This is a genomic window from Anaeromassilibacillus sp. SJQ-5, from assembly GCF_054108045.1.
Map to the genome: position 1 here is coordinate 3,088,500 of NZ_JBPJWQ010000001.1, position 20,255 is coordinate 3,108,754.

21 protein-coding genes are annotated in these 20,255 nt (G+C 62.1%); 13 read left to right on the forward strand and 8 right to left on the reverse strand.

Annotated features, from left to right (window positions below; translation table 11 throughout):
* The first annotated feature begins 8 nt into the window (after nt 1–8).
* From ACSAMM_RS13280 to glpK, 7 genes are all read left to right on the forward strand, one after another.
* A complete protein-coding gene (locus ACSAMM_RS13280) occupies nt 9–1,319 on the forward strand; it encodes a CapA family protein (protein ID WP_457791782.1) in 1,311 nt (436 codons plus the stop codon).
* A gap of 56 nt (nt 1,320–1,375) precedes the next feature.
* A complete protein-coding gene (locus ACSAMM_RS13285; RefSeq protein ID WP_457791783.1) occupies nt 1,376–2,038 on the forward strand; it encodes a response regulator transcription factor in 663 nt (220 codons plus the stop codon).
* Nucleotides 2,035–3,447: an ATP-binding protein gene (locus ACSAMM_RS13290; RefSeq protein WP_457791784.1), complete on the forward strand. Its 1,413-nt coding sequence runs from the start codon at nt 2,035–2,037 to the stop codon at nt 3,445–3,447. Before ACSAMM_RS13285 ends, ACSAMM_RS13290 begins: the two co-directional genes overlap by 4 nt.
* Nucleotides 3,444–4,136 carry a hypothetical protein gene (locus tag ACSAMM_RS13295; RefSeq protein WP_457791785.1) on the forward strand — a complete coding sequence of 231 codons (693 nt, stop codon included), beginning with the start codon at nt 3,444–3,446 and terminating at the stop codon, nt 4,134–4,136. Before ACSAMM_RS13290 ends, ACSAMM_RS13295 begins: the two co-directional genes overlap by 4 nt.
* Nucleotides 4,137–4,207: 71 nt before the next feature.
* On the forward strand, nt 4,208–5,023 hold the full coding sequence (locus ACSAMM_RS13300) for a C39 family peptidase (RefSeq protein ID WP_457791787.1): 816 nt from the start codon (nt 4,208–4,210) through the stop codon (nt 5,021–5,023).
* A gap of 84 nt (nt 5,024–5,107) precedes the next feature.
* The gene (locus ACSAMM_RS13305; protein WP_457791788.1) at nt 5,108–5,674 is read left to right on the forward strand and encodes a glycerol-3-phosphate responsive antiterminator; all 567 of its coding nucleotides are present in this window, start codon (nt 5,108–5,110) and stop codon (nt 5,672–5,674) included.
* Between the two features lie 12 nt (nt 5,675–5,686).
* The gene (glpK, locus tag ACSAMM_RS13310) at nt 5,687–7,171 is read left to right on the forward strand and encodes a glycerol kinase GlpK (protein WP_457791789.1); all 1,485 of its coding nucleotides are present in this window, start codon (nt 5,687–5,689) and stop codon (nt 7,169–7,171) included.
* 137 nt (nt 7,172–7,308) lie between these two features.
* Here glpK and ACSAMM_RS13315 read toward each other — a convergent pair whose 3' ends face one another.
* Nucleotides 7,309–7,746, reverse strand: coding sequence for a hypothetical protein (locus ACSAMM_RS13315; RefSeq protein WP_178721494.1), 438 nt, complete (start codon nt 7,744–7,746; stop codon nt 7,309–7,311).
* A gap of 301 nt (nt 7,747–8,047) precedes the next feature.
* Here ACSAMM_RS13315 and ACSAMM_RS13320 point away from each other — a divergent pair, with 301 nt between their 5' ends.
* Both ACSAMM_RS13320 and spoVAE read left to right on the forward strand, forming a co-directional pair.
* Complete coding sequence (locus ACSAMM_RS13320; protein ID WP_457791790.1) at nt 8,048–8,740, forward strand: TVP38/TMEM64 family protein; 693 nt, start codon at nt 8,048–8,050, stop codon at nt 8,738–8,740.
* A 167-nt stretch (nt 8,741–8,907) separates the two neighbouring features.
* A complete protein-coding gene (gene spoVAE, locus ACSAMM_RS13325; RefSeq protein WP_457791793.1) occupies nt 8,908–9,273 on the forward strand; it encodes a stage V sporulation protein AE in 366 nt (121 codons plus the stop codon).
* A 53-nt stretch (nt 9,274–9,326) separates the two neighbouring features.
* Here spoVAE and ACSAMM_RS13330 read toward each other — a convergent pair whose 3' ends face one another.
* The 5 genes from ACSAMM_RS13330 to ACSAMM_RS13350 form a co-directional block, all read right to left on the reverse strand.
* The gene (locus ACSAMM_RS13330; RefSeq protein WP_178721500.1) at nt 9,327–10,271 is read right to left on the reverse strand and encodes a glycosyltransferase; all 945 of its coding nucleotides are present in this window, start codon (nt 10,269–10,271) and stop codon (nt 9,327–9,329) included.
* Nucleotides 10,272–10,299: 28 nt separating this feature from the next.
* A complete protein-coding gene (locus ACSAMM_RS13335; protein WP_457791795.1) occupies nt 10,300–11,019 on the reverse strand; it encodes a 16S rRNA (uracil(1498)-N(3))-methyltransferase in 720 nt (239 codons plus the stop codon).
* Nucleotides 11,020–11,021: 2 nt separating this feature from the next.
* The gene (locus tag ACSAMM_RS13340) at nt 11,022–11,756 is read right to left on the reverse strand and encodes a tRNA threonylcarbamoyladenosine dehydratase (protein WP_457791797.1); all 735 of its coding nucleotides are present in this window, start codon (nt 11,754–11,756) and stop codon (nt 11,022–11,024) included.
* Between the two features lie 18 nt (nt 11,757–11,774).
* Nucleotides 11,775–12,701 (reverse strand): 50S ribosomal protein L11 methyltransferase, encoded by a 927-nt coding sequence (gene prmA / locus ACSAMM_RS13345; protein WP_178721504.1) that lies wholly within the window; start codon nt 12,699–12,701, stop codon nt 11,775–11,777.
* A gap of 66 nt (nt 12,702–12,767) precedes the next feature.
* Complete coding sequence (locus tag ACSAMM_RS13350) at nt 12,768–14,276, reverse strand: phosphomannomutase/phosphoglucomutase (RefSeq protein WP_178721506.1); 1,509 nt, start codon at nt 14,274–14,276, stop codon at nt 12,768–12,770.
* Nucleotides 14,277–14,719: 443 nt separating this feature from the next.
* On the opposite strand from ACSAMM_RS13350, the gene ACSAMM_RS13355 reads away from it, so the two are divergent.
* The 4 genes from ACSAMM_RS13355 (at nt 14,720) to rbr (ending at nt 18,655) form a co-directional block, all read left to right on the forward strand.
* Complete coding sequence (locus ACSAMM_RS13355) at nt 14,720–15,661, forward strand: glycosyltransferase (RefSeq protein ID WP_178721508.1); 942 nt, start codon at nt 14,720–14,722, stop codon at nt 15,659–15,661.
* A gap of 69 nt (nt 15,662–15,730) precedes the next feature.
* The gene (gene lepA / locus ACSAMM_RS13360) at nt 15,731–17,542 is read left to right on the forward strand and encodes a translation elongation factor 4 (RefSeq protein WP_457792193.1); all 1,812 of its coding nucleotides are present in this window, start codon (nt 15,731–15,733) and stop codon (nt 17,540–17,542) included.
* Nucleotides 17,543–17,688: 146 nt separating this feature from the next.
* Nucleotides 17,689–18,090 carry a Fur family transcriptional regulator gene (locus tag ACSAMM_RS13365; protein WP_457791799.1) on the forward strand — a complete coding sequence of 134 codons (402 nt, stop codon included), beginning with the start codon at nt 17,689–17,691 and terminating at the stop codon, nt 18,088–18,090.
* A gap of 25 nt (nt 18,091–18,115) precedes the next feature.
* Complete coding sequence (rbr, locus tag ACSAMM_RS13370) at nt 18,116–18,655, forward strand: rubrerythrin (RefSeq protein ID WP_178721514.1); 540 nt, start codon at nt 18,116–18,118, stop codon at nt 18,653–18,655.
* A gap of 332 nt (nt 18,656–18,987) precedes the next feature.
* On the opposite strand, the gene ACSAMM_RS13375 is transcribed toward rbr, so the two are convergent.
* Both ACSAMM_RS13375 and ACSAMM_RS13380 read right to left on the reverse strand, forming a co-directional pair.
* Nucleotides 18,988–19,722: a helix-turn-helix domain-containing protein gene (locus ACSAMM_RS13375; protein WP_457792195.1), complete on the reverse strand. Its 735-nt coding sequence runs from the start codon at nt 19,720–19,722 to the stop codon at nt 18,988–18,990.
* Between the two features lie 158 nt (nt 19,723–19,880).
* Nucleotides 19,881–20,255 (reverse strand): hypothetical protein, encoded by a 375-nt coding sequence (locus tag ACSAMM_RS13380; RefSeq protein ID WP_178721517.1) that lies wholly within the window; start codon nt 20,253–20,255, stop codon nt 19,881–19,883.

Below are 20,255 nucleotides of genomic sequence, written 5' to 3' on the forward strand. Positions count from 1 at the left end.
CGCCTTCCATGGCCCTGTCCTGGCGCGCTCCCGCCCTCGCGGCGCTGACCGCCGCCCTGTTGCTGGCCGGCGCCGCTCCCGCCGCCCCCGCAAGCCTCCCCGTGCAGACGCCGCCGTCCGTCTCCTCCCCTGTTTCGCTGGACGAGTCCTCCTCTCCCCCTGCCCCCGTTACCCTTGAGGGCACCCTGCTGAGCACCGGAGATCTGCTGATGCACGATCCCATCCTGGAGGCCGCCTATTCCAAGACGGATAACACCTACGACTTCTCGCGGATATTCACACATATCGCCCCGTATGTGGAAAAAGCCGATCTGGCCGTGGCCAATCTGGAGGTGACCCTGGCCGGGGATACCAAGTACCCCTACCGGGGCTATCCCCGGTTCAATTGCCCCGACGCCATCGTGACCGCCGCCAAGGCCGCCGGGTTCGACCTGCTTCTCACCGCCAACAACCACACCAACGACTCCGGCCTGTTTGGCATCCGCCGCACCATGGAGGCCCTGGAGCGCATGGATATGTCCTATACCGGCACCCGGAAAAGCGACCGGGATAAGCGGTATCGGGTGGCGGACGTGGGCGGCATCCCGGTGGGCCTTATCAACTATACCTACCAGGCCGCCCGGGCCGACGGTAAGCCGTCCCTGAACCTCCTGCTCGAGGACGCGGCCGTTCCCCTGGTCAACTCCTTCGATTACCGCCGGCTGGACGACTTTTATAACGAGCTGGCCGGCGAGCTGGCCGCCATGCGGCGGGACGGCGCCCTGGCCACCGTGGTCTATATCCACTGGGGCAACGAGTACCGGACCACGCCCAACAAGCAGCAGAGGGCCATCGCCCAGAAACTCTGCGACCTGGGGGTGGATGTCATCATCGGCGGCCATCCCCACGTGGTGCAGCCCCTGGAAATCCTCACCGCCCCCGACGGCGGGCGCACCGTCTGCCTTTACTCCATGGGCAACGCCGTGTCCAACCAGCGGATTTACCGCGCCAGCATCAAAACCGGCCACACCGAGGACGGCGTGCTGTTCAGCGTCACCTTCCGCCGTACCGGCGACGGCCCGGTTCAGATAAGCGGCGTGGATGTGCTGCCCACCTGGGTCAATCTTTACCGGGACGGCGATCGCGACGTGTTCCAAATCGTCCCCCTGGATACCGCCAAAGACTGGCGCACCGCCTTCGATTTGGATCGCCCCGCCGCCGGCCCCGCCGATACCGGGAACGACGGCCCCGCCAACGCGGAAAACTCTTACGAGCGGACCATGGCCCTGGTGCGGGACGGCCTGGAGGCCTTTCGGTCTGCTTTCCCGGCGGCCGCTTGAGACAGGATACAAGAAGGATACATTTGTGGGGTACACTGTTGTGGGGGGCGATGGGTATGATTAAAATTCTGATTGTGGAAGACGATGATTCCATCGCAGGCCTCATGCGGATGACCCTGTGCAAAAACGGCTATCACGTGGAAACCGCGCCCGACGGCCTGGCCGCCGCCCGGGCGGTGGAATCCGCGGCCTATGACCTTCTCCTCCTCGACGTGATGCTGCCCGGGCTGGACGGCTTCGAGCTGATGGACTATCTCCAGGAATACCAGATCCCGGTGATCTTTATCACCGCCCGCGCCGCCGTGGCCGATCGGGTGAAGGGCCTGCGGATGGGGGCGGACGATTATATTGTCAAACCCTTCGATCTTTCCGAGTTTCTTGCCCGGGTGGAGGCCGTGCTCCGCCGGTATCATAAAAAGGACCGGTTCCTGTGTGCCGGAAGCGTTGTGATCGATACCGAGTCCCGCACCGTGACCCGGGACGGCGCAGAGGTATCCCTGACCCTGAAGGAATATGAGATGCTGCTGCTGTTTGTCCGCAACCCGGGCGTCGCCCTGTACCGGGAAACCATCTACGAACGGGTCTGGGACGAGCCGTACTACGGCGATACCCGGACGGTGGATTTGCATGTGCAGCGGCTGCGGAAAAAGCTGAACCTGTCGGATGAAATCCAGTCGGTGTATAAGATCGGCTATCGATTTAAGGCGGATGACCTATGAAACTTGCCTGGAAAATATTCTGCGCGGCCTACTGCATCGTCATGGTGACTGTGGGCGCGGGCGGCTTTGCGCTGGTTCAAGCGGCATCTGATTCCATGGCCGACAGCCGGCGGGACGCGGTGCTGACCTCCAATGAATACGCGGGAAAGATGTTTTACGCGCTGGCGGAAAACGGCCCGTCTATTCAGCCCCGGACAAAACAAATTCAGGATCAAATCGCAAAAATGGTGGGGACGGATCAAACGGAGCGGCTGACAATTGGCAATGCGCAGGAGACCGCGTCCTATCATTCCGATTCCTTTGTCGACCGGCTGGCTTCCTCCCAACAGGGCTGGACCTTTGTGGACATGGACGGCAAGCCCACCCTGCAGGCCGTTACCCGGGTGGATTTTTCCGGAGAGCCGTATTATATCGAAACCCTGTCCGACTTCTCCGGCGTGTACGCCCAGAGAGAGCAGTTGATGCGGGTCTACCGTACCACCGTCGTCGCCGCCGCGCTGCTGAGCGGCGCCGCCCTGTTGGGGCTTTCCCTCGCGGTTACGTATCCGCTGCGCCGTCTGTCCCAGGCGGCCAATCAGGTGGCGGCCGGGGACTATGAACGCAGGGTTCCGGTCAGGCGGAGCAGTGAGGAAATTCGAAAACTTTCTGAGGATTTCAACACCATGGCCGCCGCGGTGGAAAACAACGTCAGCGAACTCAAGCAGGAAATTGAAAAGCGGGAAATCTTTGTGGCCGATTTCACCCACGAACTGAAGACCCCCATGACCTCCATTATCGGCTATGCCGATATGCTGCGATCCTACGATTTGGACGAGGAAGAGCGCCGCGAGGCATCGGACGCCATTTTTCGGGAGGGGAAACGGCTGGAGCGGCTGTCCATGCAGCTGCTTCAGCTGTTGGTGCTGACCAATGTCCCCCCCACCCTCGTTCCGGTGTCCGCCGCCCCTTTGTTTGACGATCTGAAAAAATCGCTCCGGTTCCTGTCCGAAAAATACAGCGTGACGGTTGCCGTCCAGGCGGAACCCGCCCTCGTCCGGGCGGAGCCGTCTCTGCTGCTGTCTTTGGTGTATAACCTGGCCGACAACGCCTGTAAGGCCTCTCCCGCCGGGGAAACCGTGACGATTTCCGGCCGCTGGGAGGCGGACGGCTATCGGATCGCCGTCGTCGATCATGGCCGCGGCATTCCCGCGGAGCATCTGGATAAAATCACCGAGCCCTTTTATATGGAGGATAAATCCCGCGCCCGGCGGCAGGGCGGCGCCGGGCTTGGGCTGGCCCTGTGCAAACGGATTGCCGACCTGCACGGCACCCGTCTGACGTTTGACAGCCAGGCGGGCCGGGGCACAACGGTGACGTTATGCCTGTCCGTCGTCGGGGAGGCCGAAGAGAAAGGGGGCGGCGCTGTATGAAAACTCTCAAATACGGCTTGTCCGGTCTGGTGATGGCGGCTCTGACTCTGTTGTTTCTGTGCATCCCTACCCTCTATTACCGCCTGACCGATAGGGAAAACGCCAACGTCTCTACCCGCGAAATTTATCTTGAGCAAACGGCGGATCCGCTGACCCCCAGCCAGACCATCCGGCTTCTGCACGACAACGCCTCAACCGGTCTCTTTTCACGGGTGCAGAATAACCGGAGCACCGATGAATACCTGGCCAAGGCGCCAACGCTTATTCAGGCGGTTTGCGGGCCGGCGAGCTATTTGACCAAGCTGCTGATCGGCCGCCTGCCGGGGCCCGCCGCCGTCACGGTGGAAACGTATCGGTTCCTGACCATGTCCGGCTATGACGTTCTCACAAGAACGGTGGTGATGGCCTACTTTGGTGATCTGTATATCTGTTACGAGGAGGAAACCGAGGTGGTTCTGGCCATCGCCGTGTTGGGCGAAGGAGGGAACGCCTATTCCACCAATGAATTTTCTGCTGCCGTGGATGAAAATGACTATCCCGACCGCTATTACCAGGGTCTTGGACTGGAATCCGGCAAGGACTTTCAGCGATACGCCTTTGACGGCCTTTCCAAATACCGGTTGTATATCGGCATCTATGACTATACCGTCGAAAAGGAAGGCCAATTCGATCAAATGATACAACCATGATACAGCTGTGATGCAGCTGCAAAACACACCTTCTGTAGTATGTAGGAAGTATACTGCGGAAGGTGTGTTTTATGTCAAAAAAGAATGCGGAAAAGAAAAAAAGAACGCGCGGCCTGTGGACGGGGCTGTTTCTGCTGGCCGTGTCCGCGGGTTTCGTTGTCTGGTGCGGCCTGTGGGGGCTGGCCCGGTTCCTGCCGCCCGCCCGGGTGCCGTCGTCCTCTCTCCGCGCAGATTTGCCTCAGAGCGCCGTACCGTATAGCCGGCAGGAACCGGAAGCCCTGTCGCCGTCCGTGCCTGTCTATCTGCAGAATCCGGAGCTTCCCGCTGGGTGCGAGGCCACCTCTGCCGCCATGCTGCTGGCTGCGTACGGCTATGATACCGATAAGCTCTCTTTCGCCGCCGCCCTGCCAAAATGCCCGCTGGAGCTGCATGACGGCCTTCTCTACGGCCCCCATCCCAGCGAGGCGTTCATCGGCAGCCCCGACTCTTCCTATGGCTTCGGTGTGTTCGCCGCCCCCGTCGTGACAACCATGCAGGCGATTATCGACGAGGCCTCCGGGCGGCACCGGGCGATCGATCTCACCGGCGTCGGGGAAGACGCCCTGCTGTCTTATCTGGATCGGGGCATCCCGGTCTGCGCCTGGACCACCATGGATCTGCTTCCCCTGGCCAATAAAGGCGGCTGGTATCTCAAGGACGGCGCCGCCTATACCGAGGAATACTATACCTGGCCGGGGAACGAGCACTGCGTGGTGCTGGTCGCCTATGATCGGAACACCGTCACCGTGCACGATCCCCTCCAGGGCGTCGTTACCTGGGAGCGCGCCCTCTTTTTCCAAAGACACGCCGAGGTGGGCACGTTCGCCATCGTTTTAGAACCGGTCTGATCCCGGCTTGCAACCGCCCGCCGAAGCTGGTACAATGAGGGCAGCCCCCGCCGTTGACGGCGGATGGAAGGAGAGGGTGCGCCCATGAATTTCTCACTTGCGGACAGCCTGGCGGACTGCCCTATTATCGCGGCGGCCAAAAATGACGAAGGGCTGGAGCAGGCCCTGTCCTCCGACAGCCCCGTGGTCTTCCTCCTCTATGGCTCCGTCTGCTCGGTGGCCGGGCAGACCCGCCGGGTGGCCGCCGCCGGCAAGGTGCCCTTTGTCCACGCGGATCTCATCGACGGCCTGTCCGCCCGGGAGGTGGCGGTGGACTTTATCGCCGCTCAAACCGCCGCCGCCGGCATCATCTCCACCAAGCCCGCCCTCATTCGCCGGGCGCGGGAGCTGGGGCTCTGCGCCGTTCAGCGGTTTTTCGTCCTCGACTCCATCGCGCTGGAGAATCTGAAGCGCCAGCTGGAAAACACCCGGCCGGACAGCATCGAAATCCTGCCCGGCGTCATGCCCAAGGTGATCCGCCGCATCACCGGTTTCGCCCGGGTGCCGGTCATCGCCGGCGGCCTTATCAGCGATAAGGAGGACATCATCGCCGCCCTGGACGCCGGTGCCGCCGCCATTTCCTCCACCAACCCCGCCATCTGGTTTCTGTAAGGAGGTTCGGCTATGAAATCCTATATTCTCGCCCTGGATCAGGGCACCACCAGCTCCCGTGCCATCCTGTTCGATGGCGCCCGCCCCGTGGCCGCCGCCCAGAAGGAGTTCACCCAGATCTATCCCAAGGCCGGCTGGGTCGAGCATGACGCCGAGGAGATCTATAACTCCCAGGTGGAGGTGATGAACCGGGTGCTGCGGGAAAACAACATCCCCGCCTCCGCCATCGCCGCCATCGGCATCACCAACCAGCGGGAAACCACCATCGTCTGGGACAGGAAAACCGGCCGCCCGATTTATAACGCCATCGTCTGGCAGTGCCGGCGCACCGCCCCCCAGTGCGAAAAAATGCTGGCCGACGGCTGCGAGGAATATGTTCGGCAGAACACCGGTCTGCGTATCGACGCCTACTTTTCCGCCACCAAGGTCAAATGGCTGCTCGACCATATTCCCGGCGCCCGGCAGCGGGCCCGGAACGGGGAGCTACTCTTCGGCACGGTGGATACCTGGCTGATCTGGCGGCTGACCGGGGGCCGGGTGCACGCCACCGACTTCACCAACGCCTCCCGTACCATGCTGTTCAATATCCGCACCTTGGATTGGGACGAGAATGTTCTTTACGAACTGGATATTCCGCGGTGTATGTTACCAGAAGTATACCCATCCTCCCATCTGTACGGCACCACCCGGCTGGAAGGGGTGGATATCCCCCTGGCCGCCGCCGCGGGGGATCAGCAGGCCGCTCTGTTCGGCCAGGCCTGCTTTGCCCCGGGGGATTGCAAGAACACCTACGGCACCGGCTGCTTTCTGCTGATGAACCTGGGCAGAGAACTGCGCATCAGCAAGCACGGCCTGCTGACCACCCTGGCGGCGGGGACCGGCCGGGAGGTGGACTATGTCATGGAGGGCAGCGTCTTCGTCGGCGGCGCGGTGATCCAGTGGCTCCGGGACGAGATGGGTCTGCTGGCAAACGCCGCCGACAGCGAGTACCTCGCCGCCCAGGTGCCGGACAGCGGCGGGGTGACGGTGGTGCCCGCTTTCACCGGCCTGGGCGCCCCCTATTGGGATATGTACGCCAGAGGGGCTATCTTCGGCCTGACCCGCGGCGCGGGCCGCGCCCACATCGTGCGGGCCGCCCTGGAATCCATCGCCTACCAGTGCCGGGATCTCACCGACGCCCTGGCCGCTGATACCGGCCTGGCCTTGGGGGCCCTGCGGGTGGACGGCGGGGCCTCGGCCAACAATTTTCTCATGCAGTTTCAGGCCGATATGCTGGGCTGCGACGTGCTGCGCCCCGCCGTGCGGGAAACCACCGCCCTGGGGGCCGCCTTCCTGGCGGGCCTGACCGTCGGCGCCTGGAGCAGCCCGGAGGCCATCCAGAAAAGCTGGGCCCTGGAAACCCGCTTTACCCCTCAAATGGATGACGCCTCCCGCGCCTTCCACCTGTCCCGCTGGCACGAAGCCGTCACCCGCGCCCGCGGCTGGGAAAAGGAATAACGCCGTTGAATACGGTAGCACGGTATCGACAGGAAACACAGCGGGCCGCGACCGGAATTTGCCCGGTCGCGGCCCGCTTGGTTTTTATATGGAGCAGGGGAAACGAAAAATATTCCGTATACAAGGGCGGCCGGCGGTCACTCTTTCAGCTTGTATTTTCCGAGCCGGTGCGTCCCGAACAGCAAGGCGTAAACCGCCGCCAGGAACAGGAACAGGGGAACAACCCCATCCACATGCAAAACCATCCCGATCGGCGAGAAAGCCGGATAGAACGACAGGCCCGGGAAAATCACTAAGAAGGTTCTCCATACGGAGGGATCGCTCAATAGATAAGACAGGCCCGTGGACAAAGCTATCACACCGAAATAGATGGAAATAAGAATCAGATAGCCCCGGCTGTTTCCAAACAAAAAAGCCTGCAGCAGCCAGACTAAGAAAAAGGCGATGGACAGCGTCAGCTTCAGGCCGAACTGCTCACGAGTGGTTTCGGGAATGTTCCCCCTAAGGCACAGGACGTACAGCACGGCGGCCAGCGCCAGGGTGAGAATCCGGAAAATCGTATACTTGGATGGCATAGACGTCCTCCTTAAAATAATAAAAGGTATCGTTCAGCTCATAATCCTCGCGCCGCTTGATATACGCGGCGGCAGATCGGTTTCTTTACATTTGGACAAGCCGAGCTGCCCTTCCCCTCGCCTATAGTATAGCGTACGTCTTTATCAAAAACGACGGGTTTTCGGAAAAATTAATAAAAATTTCTATAGAAATGCGTACCACACGGATGAAAAGCGGCTTTTTGCGAAAGTTTTCGCGGCAGGCGGATTTGGTCGGATTTTGTGATATACTACCCTATGTATCCAGGAAGGAGGAACGGACATGAGAAAACGCGTGGCGGAGATCCTGATGACCATAGCGAAAATCCTGCCTTTTGTCGTCATGCTGGCGCTGGTGGCGCTGTATCTGCCGAATAAGGATGCTGTCAGCGTGGACAGTATCCTCCGGTATACGCCGGACAACCTGTGGCTGGCCGCCCTGGCGGTGCTGGCGGCCTACGCCGTCAAATCCCTGTCCGTCTTTTTCCCCCTGCTGGTGCTGTACGCGGCGGCGGGGCTGCTGTTCCCCCTGCCCGCTGCCCTTTTGGTCAATCTGTCCGGCCTGCTGGTGTGTGTCACCATCCCCTACGGCATCGGCCGCTTTGCGGGCAAGGATCTGGTGGACAGCCTGCAGAAAAAATATAAAAAAATCGCCCGCATCAACGAGATTAAGCGGGGCAGCGAGTTTTTCTTCGCCTTTTTTCTGCGCATCATTGAGTTTTTGCCCGGGGATGTGGTGAGCATGGTGCTGGGTGCCTCCGGCATGACCTATTGGAAGTTCGCCGTGGGATCCCTGTTAGGGCTGCTGCCGGTCATGGTGGCGACCACCGTCGCCGGCTCCTCCCTGTCCGATCCCACCTCCCCGGTGTTCATCGTCACCGCGGTGCTGGTGGTGCTTCTGTCGGTGGGATCTTTCGTCCTCTGGCGGGTGGTCAGCCGGAAAAACGCGGGTTCCCGTCCGGAAACCCGATCCTGAGCGATAACGCGCCGTTTTGGTTGGAAAATGTGCGAATCCATGCCGCAATTGTTTGCCCTCCGTTTGATTTTGTGCGCATAAATGCGCGAATATGCGGAAAAAATAGAGCCGTTAGGGTGGTAAGAGGAGCATAACGGCGACCCCACCCGGAAAGGCTGGGTAAAACAATGGATTGGCTGATGCTGATAAAAACCTTTGCGGTGGGCGGCATTATCTGCGTATTGGGGCAGCTGCTGATCGACTACACCTCCATGACCCCGGCGCGCATCCTGGTGCTGTTCGTCACCATGGGTGTCGTCCTGACCGCCGTCGGCCTCTACGAGCCGCTGGTCAAGTTTGCCGGCTCAGGCGCGACGGTTCCGCTGACCGGCTTCGGCTACACGCTGGCCAAGGGCGCGGAGGAAATGGTCAAGGAAAAAGGGCTGCTCGGCGCGCTGATGGGCGGGCTGTCGGGCACGGCGGGCGGCATTTCCGCCGCTATTCTGTTCGGCTTCGTCTGCGCCCTGGTGTCCAAGTCGGGCGACAAATCGTAAAGGTATAAACAACCGGCGGTTCCCGCATCATCAAGCGGGAACCGCCGGTTTGTTTATTCGTCCAGAAAGGCCTCGACGACATAGCGGGGACGGCCCTTGACCTCGCTGTAGATCTTGCCGATATATTCCCCGAGCACCCCGATGCACAGCAGCTGAATGCCGCCCAGCAGCCAGATGGAGCAGACAATGGCCGTCCAGCCGGCCACTGTGGCCCCCATGAAGTGGGAAATCAAGGCGTACAGCAGACCGGCAATGCTGGCCAGGGAGATGAAAATCCCGAAATTGGAGATGATTTTCAGCGGCCGCACGCTGAAGGAGGTGATGCCGTCCACCGCGAAATGCAGCATCTTTTTCAGCGGGTATTTGGACTCTCCCGCGAAGCGCTCGTGCCGGTCATAGGTTACGACGCCGCTTTTAAAACCGATTTCCGGCACGATACCCCGCAGAAAGAGGTTGACCTCCTTATACTGGGCCAGGGCGTCCAGGGCCCGTTTGCCCATCAGACGGTAATCGGCGTGGTTATACACAATATCCACGCCCAGCATTTTCATGAACTTATAAAAGCCTTGGGCGGTGGAGCGTTTGAAGAGGGTGTCGGTATCCCGTTTGTTCCGCACCCCATAGACCACCTCGCAGCCCTCATGATACTTGTCCAAAAAGGCGTCCAGCACGTCGATATCGTCCTGGAGATCGGCGTCCAGGGAGATGGCACAGTCCGCCCGTTCCCGGGCGGTCATCAGACCGGCCAGCAGGGCGTTCTGATGACCCCGGTTGTGGGCCAGCTTGAGGCCGGAAACCAGGCGGTTTTCCTGGTGGAACCCGGCGATCAGCTCCCAGGTGCGATCCTTGCTGCCGTCGTCCACCAGCAGGATGCGGCTGTCCTCCCCCGCCCGGCCGGAGGCGATTAGGCCGCGCAGCTTCTCCGTCAGCCGCTTCACCGTTTCGGGGAGCACCGCTTCTTCGTTGTAGCAGGGAACCACCAGATACGCCGTCGTCATCGTCCAGTCATCCTTTCGAAGAAAAGGTTTATTCCATATTGCCGCTCAGATGCATCAGAAGGGTCAGGGCCGCCAGAGGGGCCGTTTCACACCGCAGGATCCGGGGGCCCAGGGTGGCGACGCCGCCGCCTTGGCGGCGGATCGCGTCGATCTCCTCCGGGTCGAAGCCGCCCTCCGGGCCGACGAACACCGACAGCCGCCGGGTGGAAGGGGTCACCAGCTCGCGCAGGGGCCGGCCGCCTCCCTCGTAAAACACCAGGGCGGGTTCCCCGGAAAGGCGGGAAAGGGCCTGGTTCCAAGATAGGGGCCGCTCCACGGCGGGCAGAATCCCCCGGCCGCACTGGCCCGCCGCCTCGGCGGCGATCCGCTGCCAGCGCTCCTGCTTTTTGTCGGCCTTTCCCTCCAGGCGGGCGACACTGCGCCGGGTGGCGACCGGCACCACCGCCGTCACCCCCAGCTCCACCGCCTTCTGGACGATCCAGTCCATCTTGTCCCCCTTAGGCAGGCCCTGGTACAGGGTGACGGCCAGAGTAGGCTCTGCCTGAGAGGGGCGACTAACGGTGATTCGCACCGTCACCTGCCGATCGGTCACCGTTTCCAGCACCCCTTCGAAATCGGTGCCCTTTCCGTCGCAGAGGGTCAGGGCCTCCCCCGGCCGCATCCGCAGGGCTTTGGCGATGTGGAGCGCGTCGGCGCCGGCGATATAAGCCCGGCCATCCGCCGTCCCGTCGATAAAAAAGCGGGGCATGGCTATCCGTCCTTTCCGTCCTCGATCCCGGCCAGCCGCCGGAGAATATAGCCCGCCAGCACCAGTCCGGCCGCCCCCGGCACGAAGGACAGGCTGCCGGGCAGGGCGTGCTTGCCCTCCCGCCGTTCGTCGCCGTCTGGGTACTCGCCGGGCCGGCGGGGCGGCTCGTCCGAAAAAACCACCGGCAGATGGGGGATTCCGCGTTTCTTCAGCTCCCGCCGCATGACCCGACAAAGGGGACAGACGCGGGTATCCGCGATGTCTGCCGTGCGGAAGCGGCTGGGATCCAGCTTGTTGCCGCAGCCCATGGCGCTGACCAGGGGAATACCCTTATCCCGGCACTCTTCGGCGAGGGCCAGCTTGGCGGCCACGGTATCCACGGCGTCGGCCACAAAATCGCAGCCGTCTATGAGGCCCTGGCCCTCCCCGGGCAGATAAAACACGGTGTGAGCCTCCGCCCGGCAGGCGGGGTTGATATCCCGCACCCGGCGGGCCATCACCTCGGCCTTGGGCTGCCCCACCGTGGAGCAGAGGGCGATGAGCTGGCGGTTGCGGTTGGAATCCGACACGGTATCGCCGTCCACCAAAATCAGGCGGCCCACTCCGGCCCGGGCCAGGGCTTCGGCGGTGTAGGATCCCACGCCGCCCAGGCCGAACACCGCCACCGTCGCCTGCTCCAGCCGTTCCACCGCTTCCCGCCCCAGGAGCATGGCGGTGCGGGACATCCAGTTTTCCACGTGGGCTCCGTCCTTTCCTCAGCCGGTATAGCGCAGGGTCAGGCACAGCCAGCCGCCGTGCTCCCGCCGGGTTTCGACCGCAAAGCCGCAGGCGGCCAGGGCGGAGAGAACCTCCGCCTCCCGCGTGTCGATGATGCCCGAGGCGATATAGACGCCGCCTGGCTTCAGGAACCGGGGAATGGACGGGGACAGGGCGATGATGGCATCGGCCACGATGTTGGCGGCCACCACGTCGTACCGGCCCTCCACCTTGTCCACCAAATCGCCGTGCAGGATGGTGAGGACGGGGGGCGTAAAGCCGTTGAGCTCCCCGTTCTCCCTGGCGGTTTTCACGGCCAGGGGATCGATGTCCACCCCCACGGCCTTTTCCGCGCCCAGCAGCAAGGCCGCGATAGATAATATCCCGCTGCCGCAGCCCACGTCCAGCAGTTGCGCGCCGGGGCTTACCGCGTCCTCCAGGGCTTCCAGCACCAGACGGGTAGTGTCGTGGCCGCCGGTGCCAAAGGCCATGCCGGGATCAATGGACAGCACCGCCCGGCCCCCGGCGTCCTCCACCGTCTCCCAGGTGGGACGGATGAGCAGCCGGCGACCCACGGGAAGGGGCTTGAAGTAGGCCTTCCAATTGTTGGCCCAGTCCTGCTCGCTGACCTCGCTGGCCAGCACTTCGTGGCCGATACCCGCGGTATGCAGCCGTTCTCTAAGGAAGGCCACCGCCTCCGCCGGATTTTCCTCCGGCGAGACATAGAGGTGAATGATCGACCGGGTGCGATCCCGGGCCAACAGCTCTTCGTCGATCAGATCGATGTGGGCGATTTCCCGCGCCCCTTGGATGAGATCGCTGTAATCCTCAATATAAATGCCATAAGGCACCACCATGTTGGCGATAGCCGACGCGCGGTCGGTATCGGCGGCGTCCACGGTGATTTTCACTTCCGTCCAGTCCATAGGGTTGACCCATCCTTTCGCGGAGACCCGGACCCGGCGCCGGGTTCATCCGTTCATTTCAGATACTCAGGAGAGATACGCGTCCAGCTGGCTTTTGTCCAGCCCGCCCTCGGCGGACATAAAGTCCGTCAGGGCCGACGCGATGGCGCGGCAGCCGCCGGGCGCGGCGCTTTCGATATTCAGGGGCATCACCGGATCGTGAACGCTCAGGCGCAGCAGCAGCCAGCCGTCCCCCACCGTGGTGCGCACGCCCTCCCGGCTGTCCTCCGCCACCGGCCAGCCCTGGCGGCGGGCGTAGGCTTCCAGCCTCTCCAGCACCTGCAGGCCGTAGGCCTTGAAGTCGCTTTCCAGAATATTGAAGCGGAGTTCCACGCTTTCGGCGGGTTCCTCCAGGGCGGCAATGAGGTCCTCCAGGGTGCGGCCCTCCCGGCGCAGCTGCGCGGCCTTGATGATAATCCGAGTGACCAGATAGGCGCCGTCATCCAGAAAATAATTGTCCTTCAGGGCGGCGTGGCCGGAGGTCTCGATGGCCAGCGGGGCGTTCACGCCGGAGGCACAGAGCCTTTGCGCCTCGTTGATGACGTTTTTATAGCCCCGCTTGAACCGGCAGTGGACGCCGCCCAACGTCTGCTCCAGAAAGGTCTTCAGACCGCTGGAGGTGACGGAGTCGGTGACGATGGTGCCGCCGGGCGCGTCCTCCAGCACAATGGCGGCGGCCAGGGCGATCAGGCGATTGCGGTTAATTTCCCGCCCGTCGGCGCCCACGCAGCCCGCCCGATCCACATCGGTGTCGAAAATGACGCCCAGATCCGCGCCCGCCTTCAGGGTGGCCGCGCAGACGGAGGCCATGGCCTCGGGGTTCTCGGGGTTAGGAATATGGTTGGGAAAGCGGCCGTCCGGCTCGAGAAATTGGCTGCCGGAAACGTCGGCGCCCAGGGGCTCCAGCACGTCCCGGGCGTAGAAGCCGCCCGCGCCGTTGCCCGCGTCCACCACGATGCGGAAGCCGGCCAGTGGGCGGTTGTAGTCCTTCGCCTGCACGCCCTCGCAGATAAGGCGGCGCAGCCGGGCCGCATACTGCGTCATATAGGCGATCTCCCGCACCGTGCCGGCGGCGGGAGGCGGAAAATCCTCCGCCTGGGCCAGCTCGAGCAGGGCGGTGATATCCGCCCCTTCCAGGCCGCCGGAGGGAAGGAAGAATTTCAGGCCGTTGCGGTGATAGGGGTGATGGCTCGCGGTCAGCTGCACCGCGCCGTCGCAGCCAAGATCCACCGTGGTCATGAACATGGCGGGGGTGGAGGCCAAACCGCAGTCGAGGACCGTCACGCCCCGGGCGGTCAGCGATCGCACAACCGCGTCCCGCAGCCGGGGGCCGGACAGCCGGCTGTCCCGGCCCAGGGAAACGGTCAGCGCGGCGGCGGGCTTGCCGGTTTTACCGGACAGCCAGCGGGCGAAGGCGGCGGCCAGCTTTTCCACCACCTCGTCGGTCAAATCGAGGGGCTGGTCCTCCACACCGTCCAGCGCCACGCCGCGAATGTCGGTGCCGCTTTTAAAATGCTGCCAATAGGAAGTAAGCATGTGCAGATCCCGTCCTTTTTATAAGATTAAGATGAAGTTCAAAACAAAAACGCCGAGGGAAACCCATGCGCCGGACAGCACGAAGACCAGGCCGCCCAGCAGCAGGGCCTTTTGATGGTACAATGTTCTCCGTAACGGAAAGCGACGCTTTCCGTTAACCGCGCAGCCGCGCCGGTCACGGAGGTTATTATACCACAAGGCGGCGCGGAGCGCCGCCCTCCTTAGTCCGGAACGGCTCTGCCCGTTCCGGAGTGGTTCAATGTTCTCCCAGCCGTCGGAAATCTTGGATTTCCGTTTACGGCGTGAGGTTATTATACCATAGCCGTGGGCAGAAAAGAAGGGCCGCGAATGGAAAAAGACGGTTGAATGTCCCGGTGGTTTACGCTATACTAAGGAATACAGCCATTATACGGTGCAAAACAATGCGGAAACGAGGGTTTGTTATGGGATTGCTGTCCGTCATCGTGCCTTCCTACAACGAGGAGGACAATATCGCCCTGGCCGCCCGCACCGTCGCGCAAATTCTGCACGACGCGGAGATTCCGTATGAAATTCTGTTCGTGGACGACGGTTCCCGGGACAAGACCTACGCGCGCATCTGCGAGGAGAGTCGGGAGAACCCGAAGGTGCGGGGGCTGAGCTTCAGCCGCAATTTCGGCAAGGAGGCGTCGATTTTCGCCGGGCTGCGGGAGGCCCGGGGGGACTGCTGCGTCATTTTGGACTGCGATTTGCAGTTCCCGCCCAAGGTGATTCCCGACATGTACCGGCTGTGGGAGCAGGGATACGAGGTGGTGGAAGGCATCAAGGCCAGCCGCGGTAAGGAGAGCCTGCTGCATAAATGTTCCGCCGGCGCTTTTTACAAGCTGATCAGCCGCTGCACCCATGTGGACATGCAGTCCTCCTCGGATTTTAAGCTCCTCGATCGCAAAGTGGTGGACGTGCTGGTCGCGCTGCCGGAAAAGGATACCTTTTTTAGGGCGCTGTCCTTCTGGGTCGGGTTTAAAACCGCGTCGGTGGAATTCGAGGTGGAGCAGCGCCGGTTCGGCCAGTCCAAATGGTCGTTCAAGGGGCTGGTAAACTATGCGGTGCAGAATATCACCTCCTTCACCACCGTACCCCTGCAGGCCGTAACGTTTATCGGAACGGTGCTGCTGATCAGTTCGGTGGTGCTGGGAATCCAGACCCTGGTGAAATTCCTGATGGGCCGGGCGGTGGAAGGCTTTACCACTGTCATTCTGCTGCTGCTGATTATCGGGGGCGCCATCATGATAAGTTTGGGAATTATCGGGCATTATATCGCCAGGATATACGACGAGGTCAAACGACGGCCCAAATATATCGTGGCCCGCCGCACGGATGAGGGCGTGGAGGAAAAGCCGCGCTGAGCTTGCATCCCCTTGGCGGTTTATGGTAGAATACACGGAGACAAACGAACGGCAATTGAGGTGTTGAATTTGGCGGTATCCCGCGAGCTGACCCGGAACTTTTGCATTATCGCCCATATCGATCACGGCAAGTCTACCCTGGCCGACCGCATTCTGGAGAAAACCCAGGCGGTGGCTCTGCGGGACATGGAGGATCAGCTGCTGGACAGCATGGATCTGGAACGGGAGCGGGGGATCACCATCAAGGCCCACGCCGTCACCCTTTCCTATACCGCGCAGGACGGGCAGACCTATGTGTTCAATCTCATCGACACCCCCGGCCACGTGGATTTCAACTACGAGGTGTCCCGTTCCCTGGCGGCCTGCGAGGGCGCGCTGCTGGTGGTGGACGCTTCCCAGGGTATCGAGGCGCAGACACTGGCCAACACCTATCTGGCCGCGGAGCACGGACTGGAAATCGTGCCGGTGGTCAACAAGATCGATCTCCCCGCCGCCGACCCCGAGCGGGTGCGCAAGGAAATCGAGGACGTCATCGGCATCGAGGCGGAAAACGCCCCGCTGATATCCGCCAAATCGGGGCTGAACGTCGAGCAGGTGCTGGAGGCGGTGGTGCGGCAGATTCCGCCTCCCAAGGGGGATGACGGCGCGCCGCTGCAGGCGCTGATATTTGACAGCTACTACGACAGCTATCGCGGGGTCATCGTGTACATCCGTGTCATGGACGGCGAGGTGCGGGCGGGCGACACCATCCGGATGATGGCCACCGGCGCGCAGTTCGACGTGGTGGAGGTGGGGCTGATGCGCCCCGGGCGACTGGAGCCCTGCGGCGTACTGCAGGCGGGCCAGGTGGGCTATATCGCCGCTTCCATCAAAACGGTCAGCGAGGCCCGGGTGGGCGACACCGTCACCCGCGCGGACAGGCCGGCCGCCCAGCCGCTGCCGGGCTACCGCAAGGCCAATCCCATGGTATTCTGCGGCATTTATCCGGCGGACGGCGCCCATTATCAGGACTTGCGGGAGGCCCTGGCCCGCCTGCAGCTCAACGACGCGTCCCTGACCTTCGAGCCGGAGACCTCCGCGGCCCTGGGATTTGGGTTCCGGTGCGGCTTTCTGGGGCTGCTGCATATGGAAATCGTCCAGGAACGGCTGGAGCGGGAATACGATTTGGATCTCATCACCACCGCGCCCAGCGTCATTTACCGCATCACCCTGACCGACGGCACCGAGATGCTCATCGACAACCCCACCAACTACCCGGAGCCCGGCGCCGTGGCCATGGCGGAGGAACCCATTGCCGACGCGCACATCCTAGCCCCCACCGACTATGTGGGCAACATCATGGAGTTGTGCCAGGAGCGGCGGGGCGTGTTCCGGGACATGAAGTATTTGGATCCCACCCGGGTGGACATTCATTATGAGCTGCCCCTTAATGAAATCGTCTACGATTTCTTCGACGCGCTGAAATCCCGAACCAAGGGATACGCCAGCTTCGATTACGAGCTGAAGGGGTATGCCCAATCCGAGCTGGTCAAGCTGGATATTCTGCTTAACGGCGAGATTGTGGACGCGCTGTCCTTTATCGTGTTTGCGGAAAGCGCCTACGCCCGGGGCCGCAAGCTTTGCGAGCGGCTTAAGGACAACATCCCCCGCCAGCTGTTCGAGGTGCCGATTCAGGCGGCCATCGGCGGCAAGATCATCGCCCGGGAAACGGTGCGCGCCATGCGCAAGGATGTGCTGGCCAAATGCTACGGCGGCGATATCACCCGGAAAAAGAAGCTGCTGGAAAAGCAGAAGGAAGGCAAGAAGCGGATGCGGCAGCTGGGCAGCGTGGAGGTGCCGCAGGAGGCCTTCATGGCGGTGCTCAAGCTGGACGACGATTAAATAGGATACAAAGGGCCGGAGAGCGTGTGCTCTCCGGCTTTTTTGTTTAAAAAGTGTCGAAAAGGGTTGACTTTTTGAAAAGAATGGGTTATTATGGAAATAAATCAGGAATTGTTATCATTCTTAAGTCTGAATGGAAGTTGGCTATGAACTATTCCAGACAACGGCAGCTCATCTGGGACGCGGTGACACAGGGCGGCGGGCATCCCACGGCGGAAGAGCTGTATCAGCGGCTTAAGCCGGACAACCCCGCGCTCAGCCTGGCCACAGTGTACCGCAATCTGCGGCAGCTGGAGACCTGCGGCCGACTGCGGCGGGTGGCGGTTCCCGATGGCTCCGATCGGTACGACGGGCGGCTGGATCCCCATGAGCATATGATCTGCGAAACCTGCGGCCGGGCGGTGGATTTATGCCTCGGCCTGGAGCCGGGGCTTCTCGATCAGATCCGGCAGAAGACGGGGGCGGCAGTGTCGGGCTGCCGGCTGGTCATCTGGGGACAGTGCGAGGCTTGCCGCCGGGCGGACAAATCCGCAAGCGGTTCCATTTAATTTTACATAGAAAGAGGTTATGCACATGGAAAATCTGAAGGGCACCAAGACCGAGGCCAATCTCGCGGCGGCGTTTGCCGGGGAATCCCAGGCCCGCAACAAGTACACCTATTACGCCTCCAAGGCCAAGAAGGACGGGTACGAGCAGATTGCCGCCCTGTTCCTGGAGACCGCCAACAACGAGAAGGAGCACGCGAAAATCTGGTTCAAGCTGCTGCACGACGGTATCGGTGACACGGCGGCCAACCTGGAGGACGCGGCGGCGGGCGAGAATTACGAGTGGACCGACATGTACGCCACCTTTGCGAAGGAGGCCCGGGAAGAGGGCTTTGATCACATCGCCTTCCTGTTTGAGGAGGTCGGCAAGATCGAAAAGGAGCACGAGGAGCGGTACCGCAAGCTGCTCAAGAACATCGAAGAGGGCCGCGTCTTTGAAAAGGACGGCAAGGTGTACTGGCAGTGCGCCAACTGCGGCCATATCCATGAGGGGCTCGAAGCGCCGGAGGTTTGCCCGGTGTGTTCCCATCCCCGCGCCTATTTCCAGATGGTCGCGAAGAATTATTGAGTCCGTAAAGAAGACCGGCCTCCGTAGCAGGAGGCCGGTCTTTCAGTCTGTCAAAAAAGGGGAATCCGCCATTTGGAAAACGAAAAAAGCGGGGGCGGGTTACCGATCCGTGTTTGCGAGGACATGTGCCTCGCAAACACACCTTATAGGCGAAAACCGGCGGAAACACACGTGTTTCCGCCGGTTTTCAAGAGCAGGGGTGGCACTGGCGGGGACAGAGGGAACAAGGCGAACGTTAGTGAGCCGCCGTGATCCGGCGTCCCCGTCCAGCAGCTTGTCGACTTTATCGACAAGCTGGAAGACCGGCCTCCACAGCAGGAGGCCGGTCTTTATTATGGGAACATGGCGGTCAGAAGGCCGACCAGCCAATCCCAAAGCTGAGGATAAGCGGAACGGATTAGGCGGTGCACCTGTTCGGCGGTCAGGGTGCGGCGGCTGGAGAAGGCGGGATCCGCCAGGGTGAAGGCGCCGCGGACATCCCGGCCGACAGCCACATGGCCCCTGGCCACGTCCCCGATCGCGACATGGGAGGCCACGGCGCAGCCGCCGACGGCGAACAGGCCGATCGCCACCGCGCCAACGGACGCTACCCCCAGCGCGAGGGCGCCGACCGCCAGCAGGCCAACGGCCAGGGGGCCGATGCTGAGAACGCCCAGACTCAGGATGCCGAGGGAGAGGCCGCCGCGTGCGACAAATCCAACGGACACCAAACCGGTAGCCACATTGCCGATGGCCAGAACACCGCGGGCCCGCCGTTTTCCCGGGCCGAGATTGATATGCACCAGGGGCAGGCCGCGCAGAGTCCGCGCGCTTTTGTATTCGATGACGGGGCCATGATACCACCAGCCCAGGGACGGCGAGGCCGGCGGATCCGGCTGCGGTTCCGGGCCGCCCGGGCGCACCAGGGAGTCCATCGTGACGCTGAAGATGTCGCTGAGCGCCAGCAGCTTGTCCAGTTCCGGCCGGGACTGGCCGGCCTCCCACTTGGACAAGGCCTGGCGGGAAGCGCCCACCATCGCCGCCAATTCCTCCTGTGACAGACCCTTTTCGCGCCGCAGGGTGCGCAGCTTTTCTCCGAAATTCCATGGGTTGCCCTCCGTTTCGTGGTTGTCGTTGCCTGTATTGTCTCACAAGCGGGCCGGTTTGGCAACCAACAGAGGCGGGCATTTCGGCAACCGGTGGTTGCGCGGCGGGCTTTTACCCACGGAAGAGCGCTTTACGGCACTCAGCGGCGATAATCCTTGGCCCAGTCTTTTTGCAGATCCAGCACCCACTGAATCAGCAGGGGCGAGGCGGCCTGCTCCGACTCGGTAAACCAGGCGGCGGCGCGCACCCGGGCGGGCAGCAGCGTCCAGGCCCGGCCGGCCCAGTCCTCCGCCCAGCCGGGCAGGGCGTAATCCGTTTCGGCGGAGGGGGTGCGGATCGTCACCTTGCCGTCCTGTATCCGATAGTCCATCTGTATACGGGCGTCGCCAAAGGCGGTGCGCCGGGTGTTGTATTCCGCCACCAGGCAGCCGGCGCCGAGGATCAACAGGCACAGGGTCAGCATAAAGGCGGAACCGAAGGCGCGCCAGCGGCGCCGGGAGGCTTTTTTACTCAT

Bases quoted from the DNA above. Each gene is read 5' to 3' on its own strand.
- ACSAMM_RS13365 (WP_457791799.1), top strand. From the start codon at position 17,689: ATGAACTATTCCAGACAACGGCAGCTCATCTGGGACGCGGTGACACAG.
- ACSAMM_RS13335 (WP_457791795.1), bottom strand. From the start codon at position 11,019: ATGCCCCGCTTTTTTATCGACGGGACGGCGGATGGCCGGGCTTATATC.
- ACSAMM_RS13280 (WP_457791782.1), top strand. From the start codon at position 9: ATGGCCCTGTCCTGGCGCGCTCCCGCCCTCGCGGCGCTGACCGCCGCC.
- ACSAMM_RS13300 (WP_457791787.1), top strand. From the start codon at position 4,208: ATGTCAAAAAAGAATGCGGAAAAGAAAAAAAGAACGCGCGGCCTGTGG.
- ACSAMM_RS13315 (WP_178721494.1), bottom strand. From the start codon at position 7,746: ATGCCATCCAAGTATACGATTTTCCGGATTCTCACCCTGGCGCTGGCC.
- ACSAMM_RS13290 (WP_457791784.1), top strand. From the start codon at position 2,035: ATGAAACTTGCCTGGAAAATATTCTGCGCGGCCTACTGCATCGTCATG.
- ACSAMM_RS13285 (WP_457791783.1), top strand. From the start codon at position 1,376: ATGATTAAAATTCTGATTGTGGAAGACGATGATTCCATCGCAGGCCTC.
- ACSAMM_RS13355 (WP_178721508.1), top strand. From the start codon at position 14,720: ATGGGATTGCTGTCCGTCATCGTGCCTTCCTACAACGAGGAGGACAAT.
- ACSAMM_RS13305 (WP_457791788.1), top strand. From the start codon at position 5,108: ATGAATTTCTCACTTGCGGACAGCCTGGCGGACTGCCCTATTATCGCG.
- ACSAMM_RS13380 (WP_178721517.1), bottom strand. From the start codon at position 20,255: ATGAGTAAAAAAGCCTCCCGGCGCCGCTGGCGCGCCTTCGGTTCCGCC.
- ACSAMM_RS13320 (WP_457791790.1), top strand. From the start codon at position 8,048: ATGAGAAAACGCGTGGCGGAGATCCTGATGACCATAGCGAAAATCCTG.
- spoVAE (WP_457791793.1), top strand. From the start codon at position 8,908: ATGGATTGGCTGATGCTGATAAAAACCTTTGCGGTGGGCGGCATTATC.
- prmA (WP_178721504.1), bottom strand. From the start codon at position 12,701: ATGGACTGGACGGAAGTGAAAATCACCGTGGACGCCGCCGATACCGAC.
- rbr (WP_178721514.1), top strand. From the start codon at position 18,116: ATGGAAAATCTGAAGGGCACCAAGACCGAGGCCAATCTCGCGGCGGCG.
- ACSAMM_RS13350 (WP_178721506.1), bottom strand. From the start codon at position 14,276: ATGCTTACTTCCTATTGGCAGCATTTTAAAAGCGGCACCGACATTCGC.
- ACSAMM_RS13330 (WP_178721500.1), bottom strand. From the start codon at position 10,271: ATGACGACGGCGTATCTGGTGGTTCCCTGCTACAACGAAGAAGCGGTG.
- glpK (WP_457791789.1), top strand. From the start codon at position 5,687: ATGAAATCCTATATTCTCGCCCTGGATCAGGGCACCACCAGCTCCCGT.
- ACSAMM_RS13295 (WP_457791785.1), top strand. From the start codon at position 3,444: ATGAAAACTCTCAAATACGGCTTGTCCGGTCTGGTGATGGCGGCTCTG.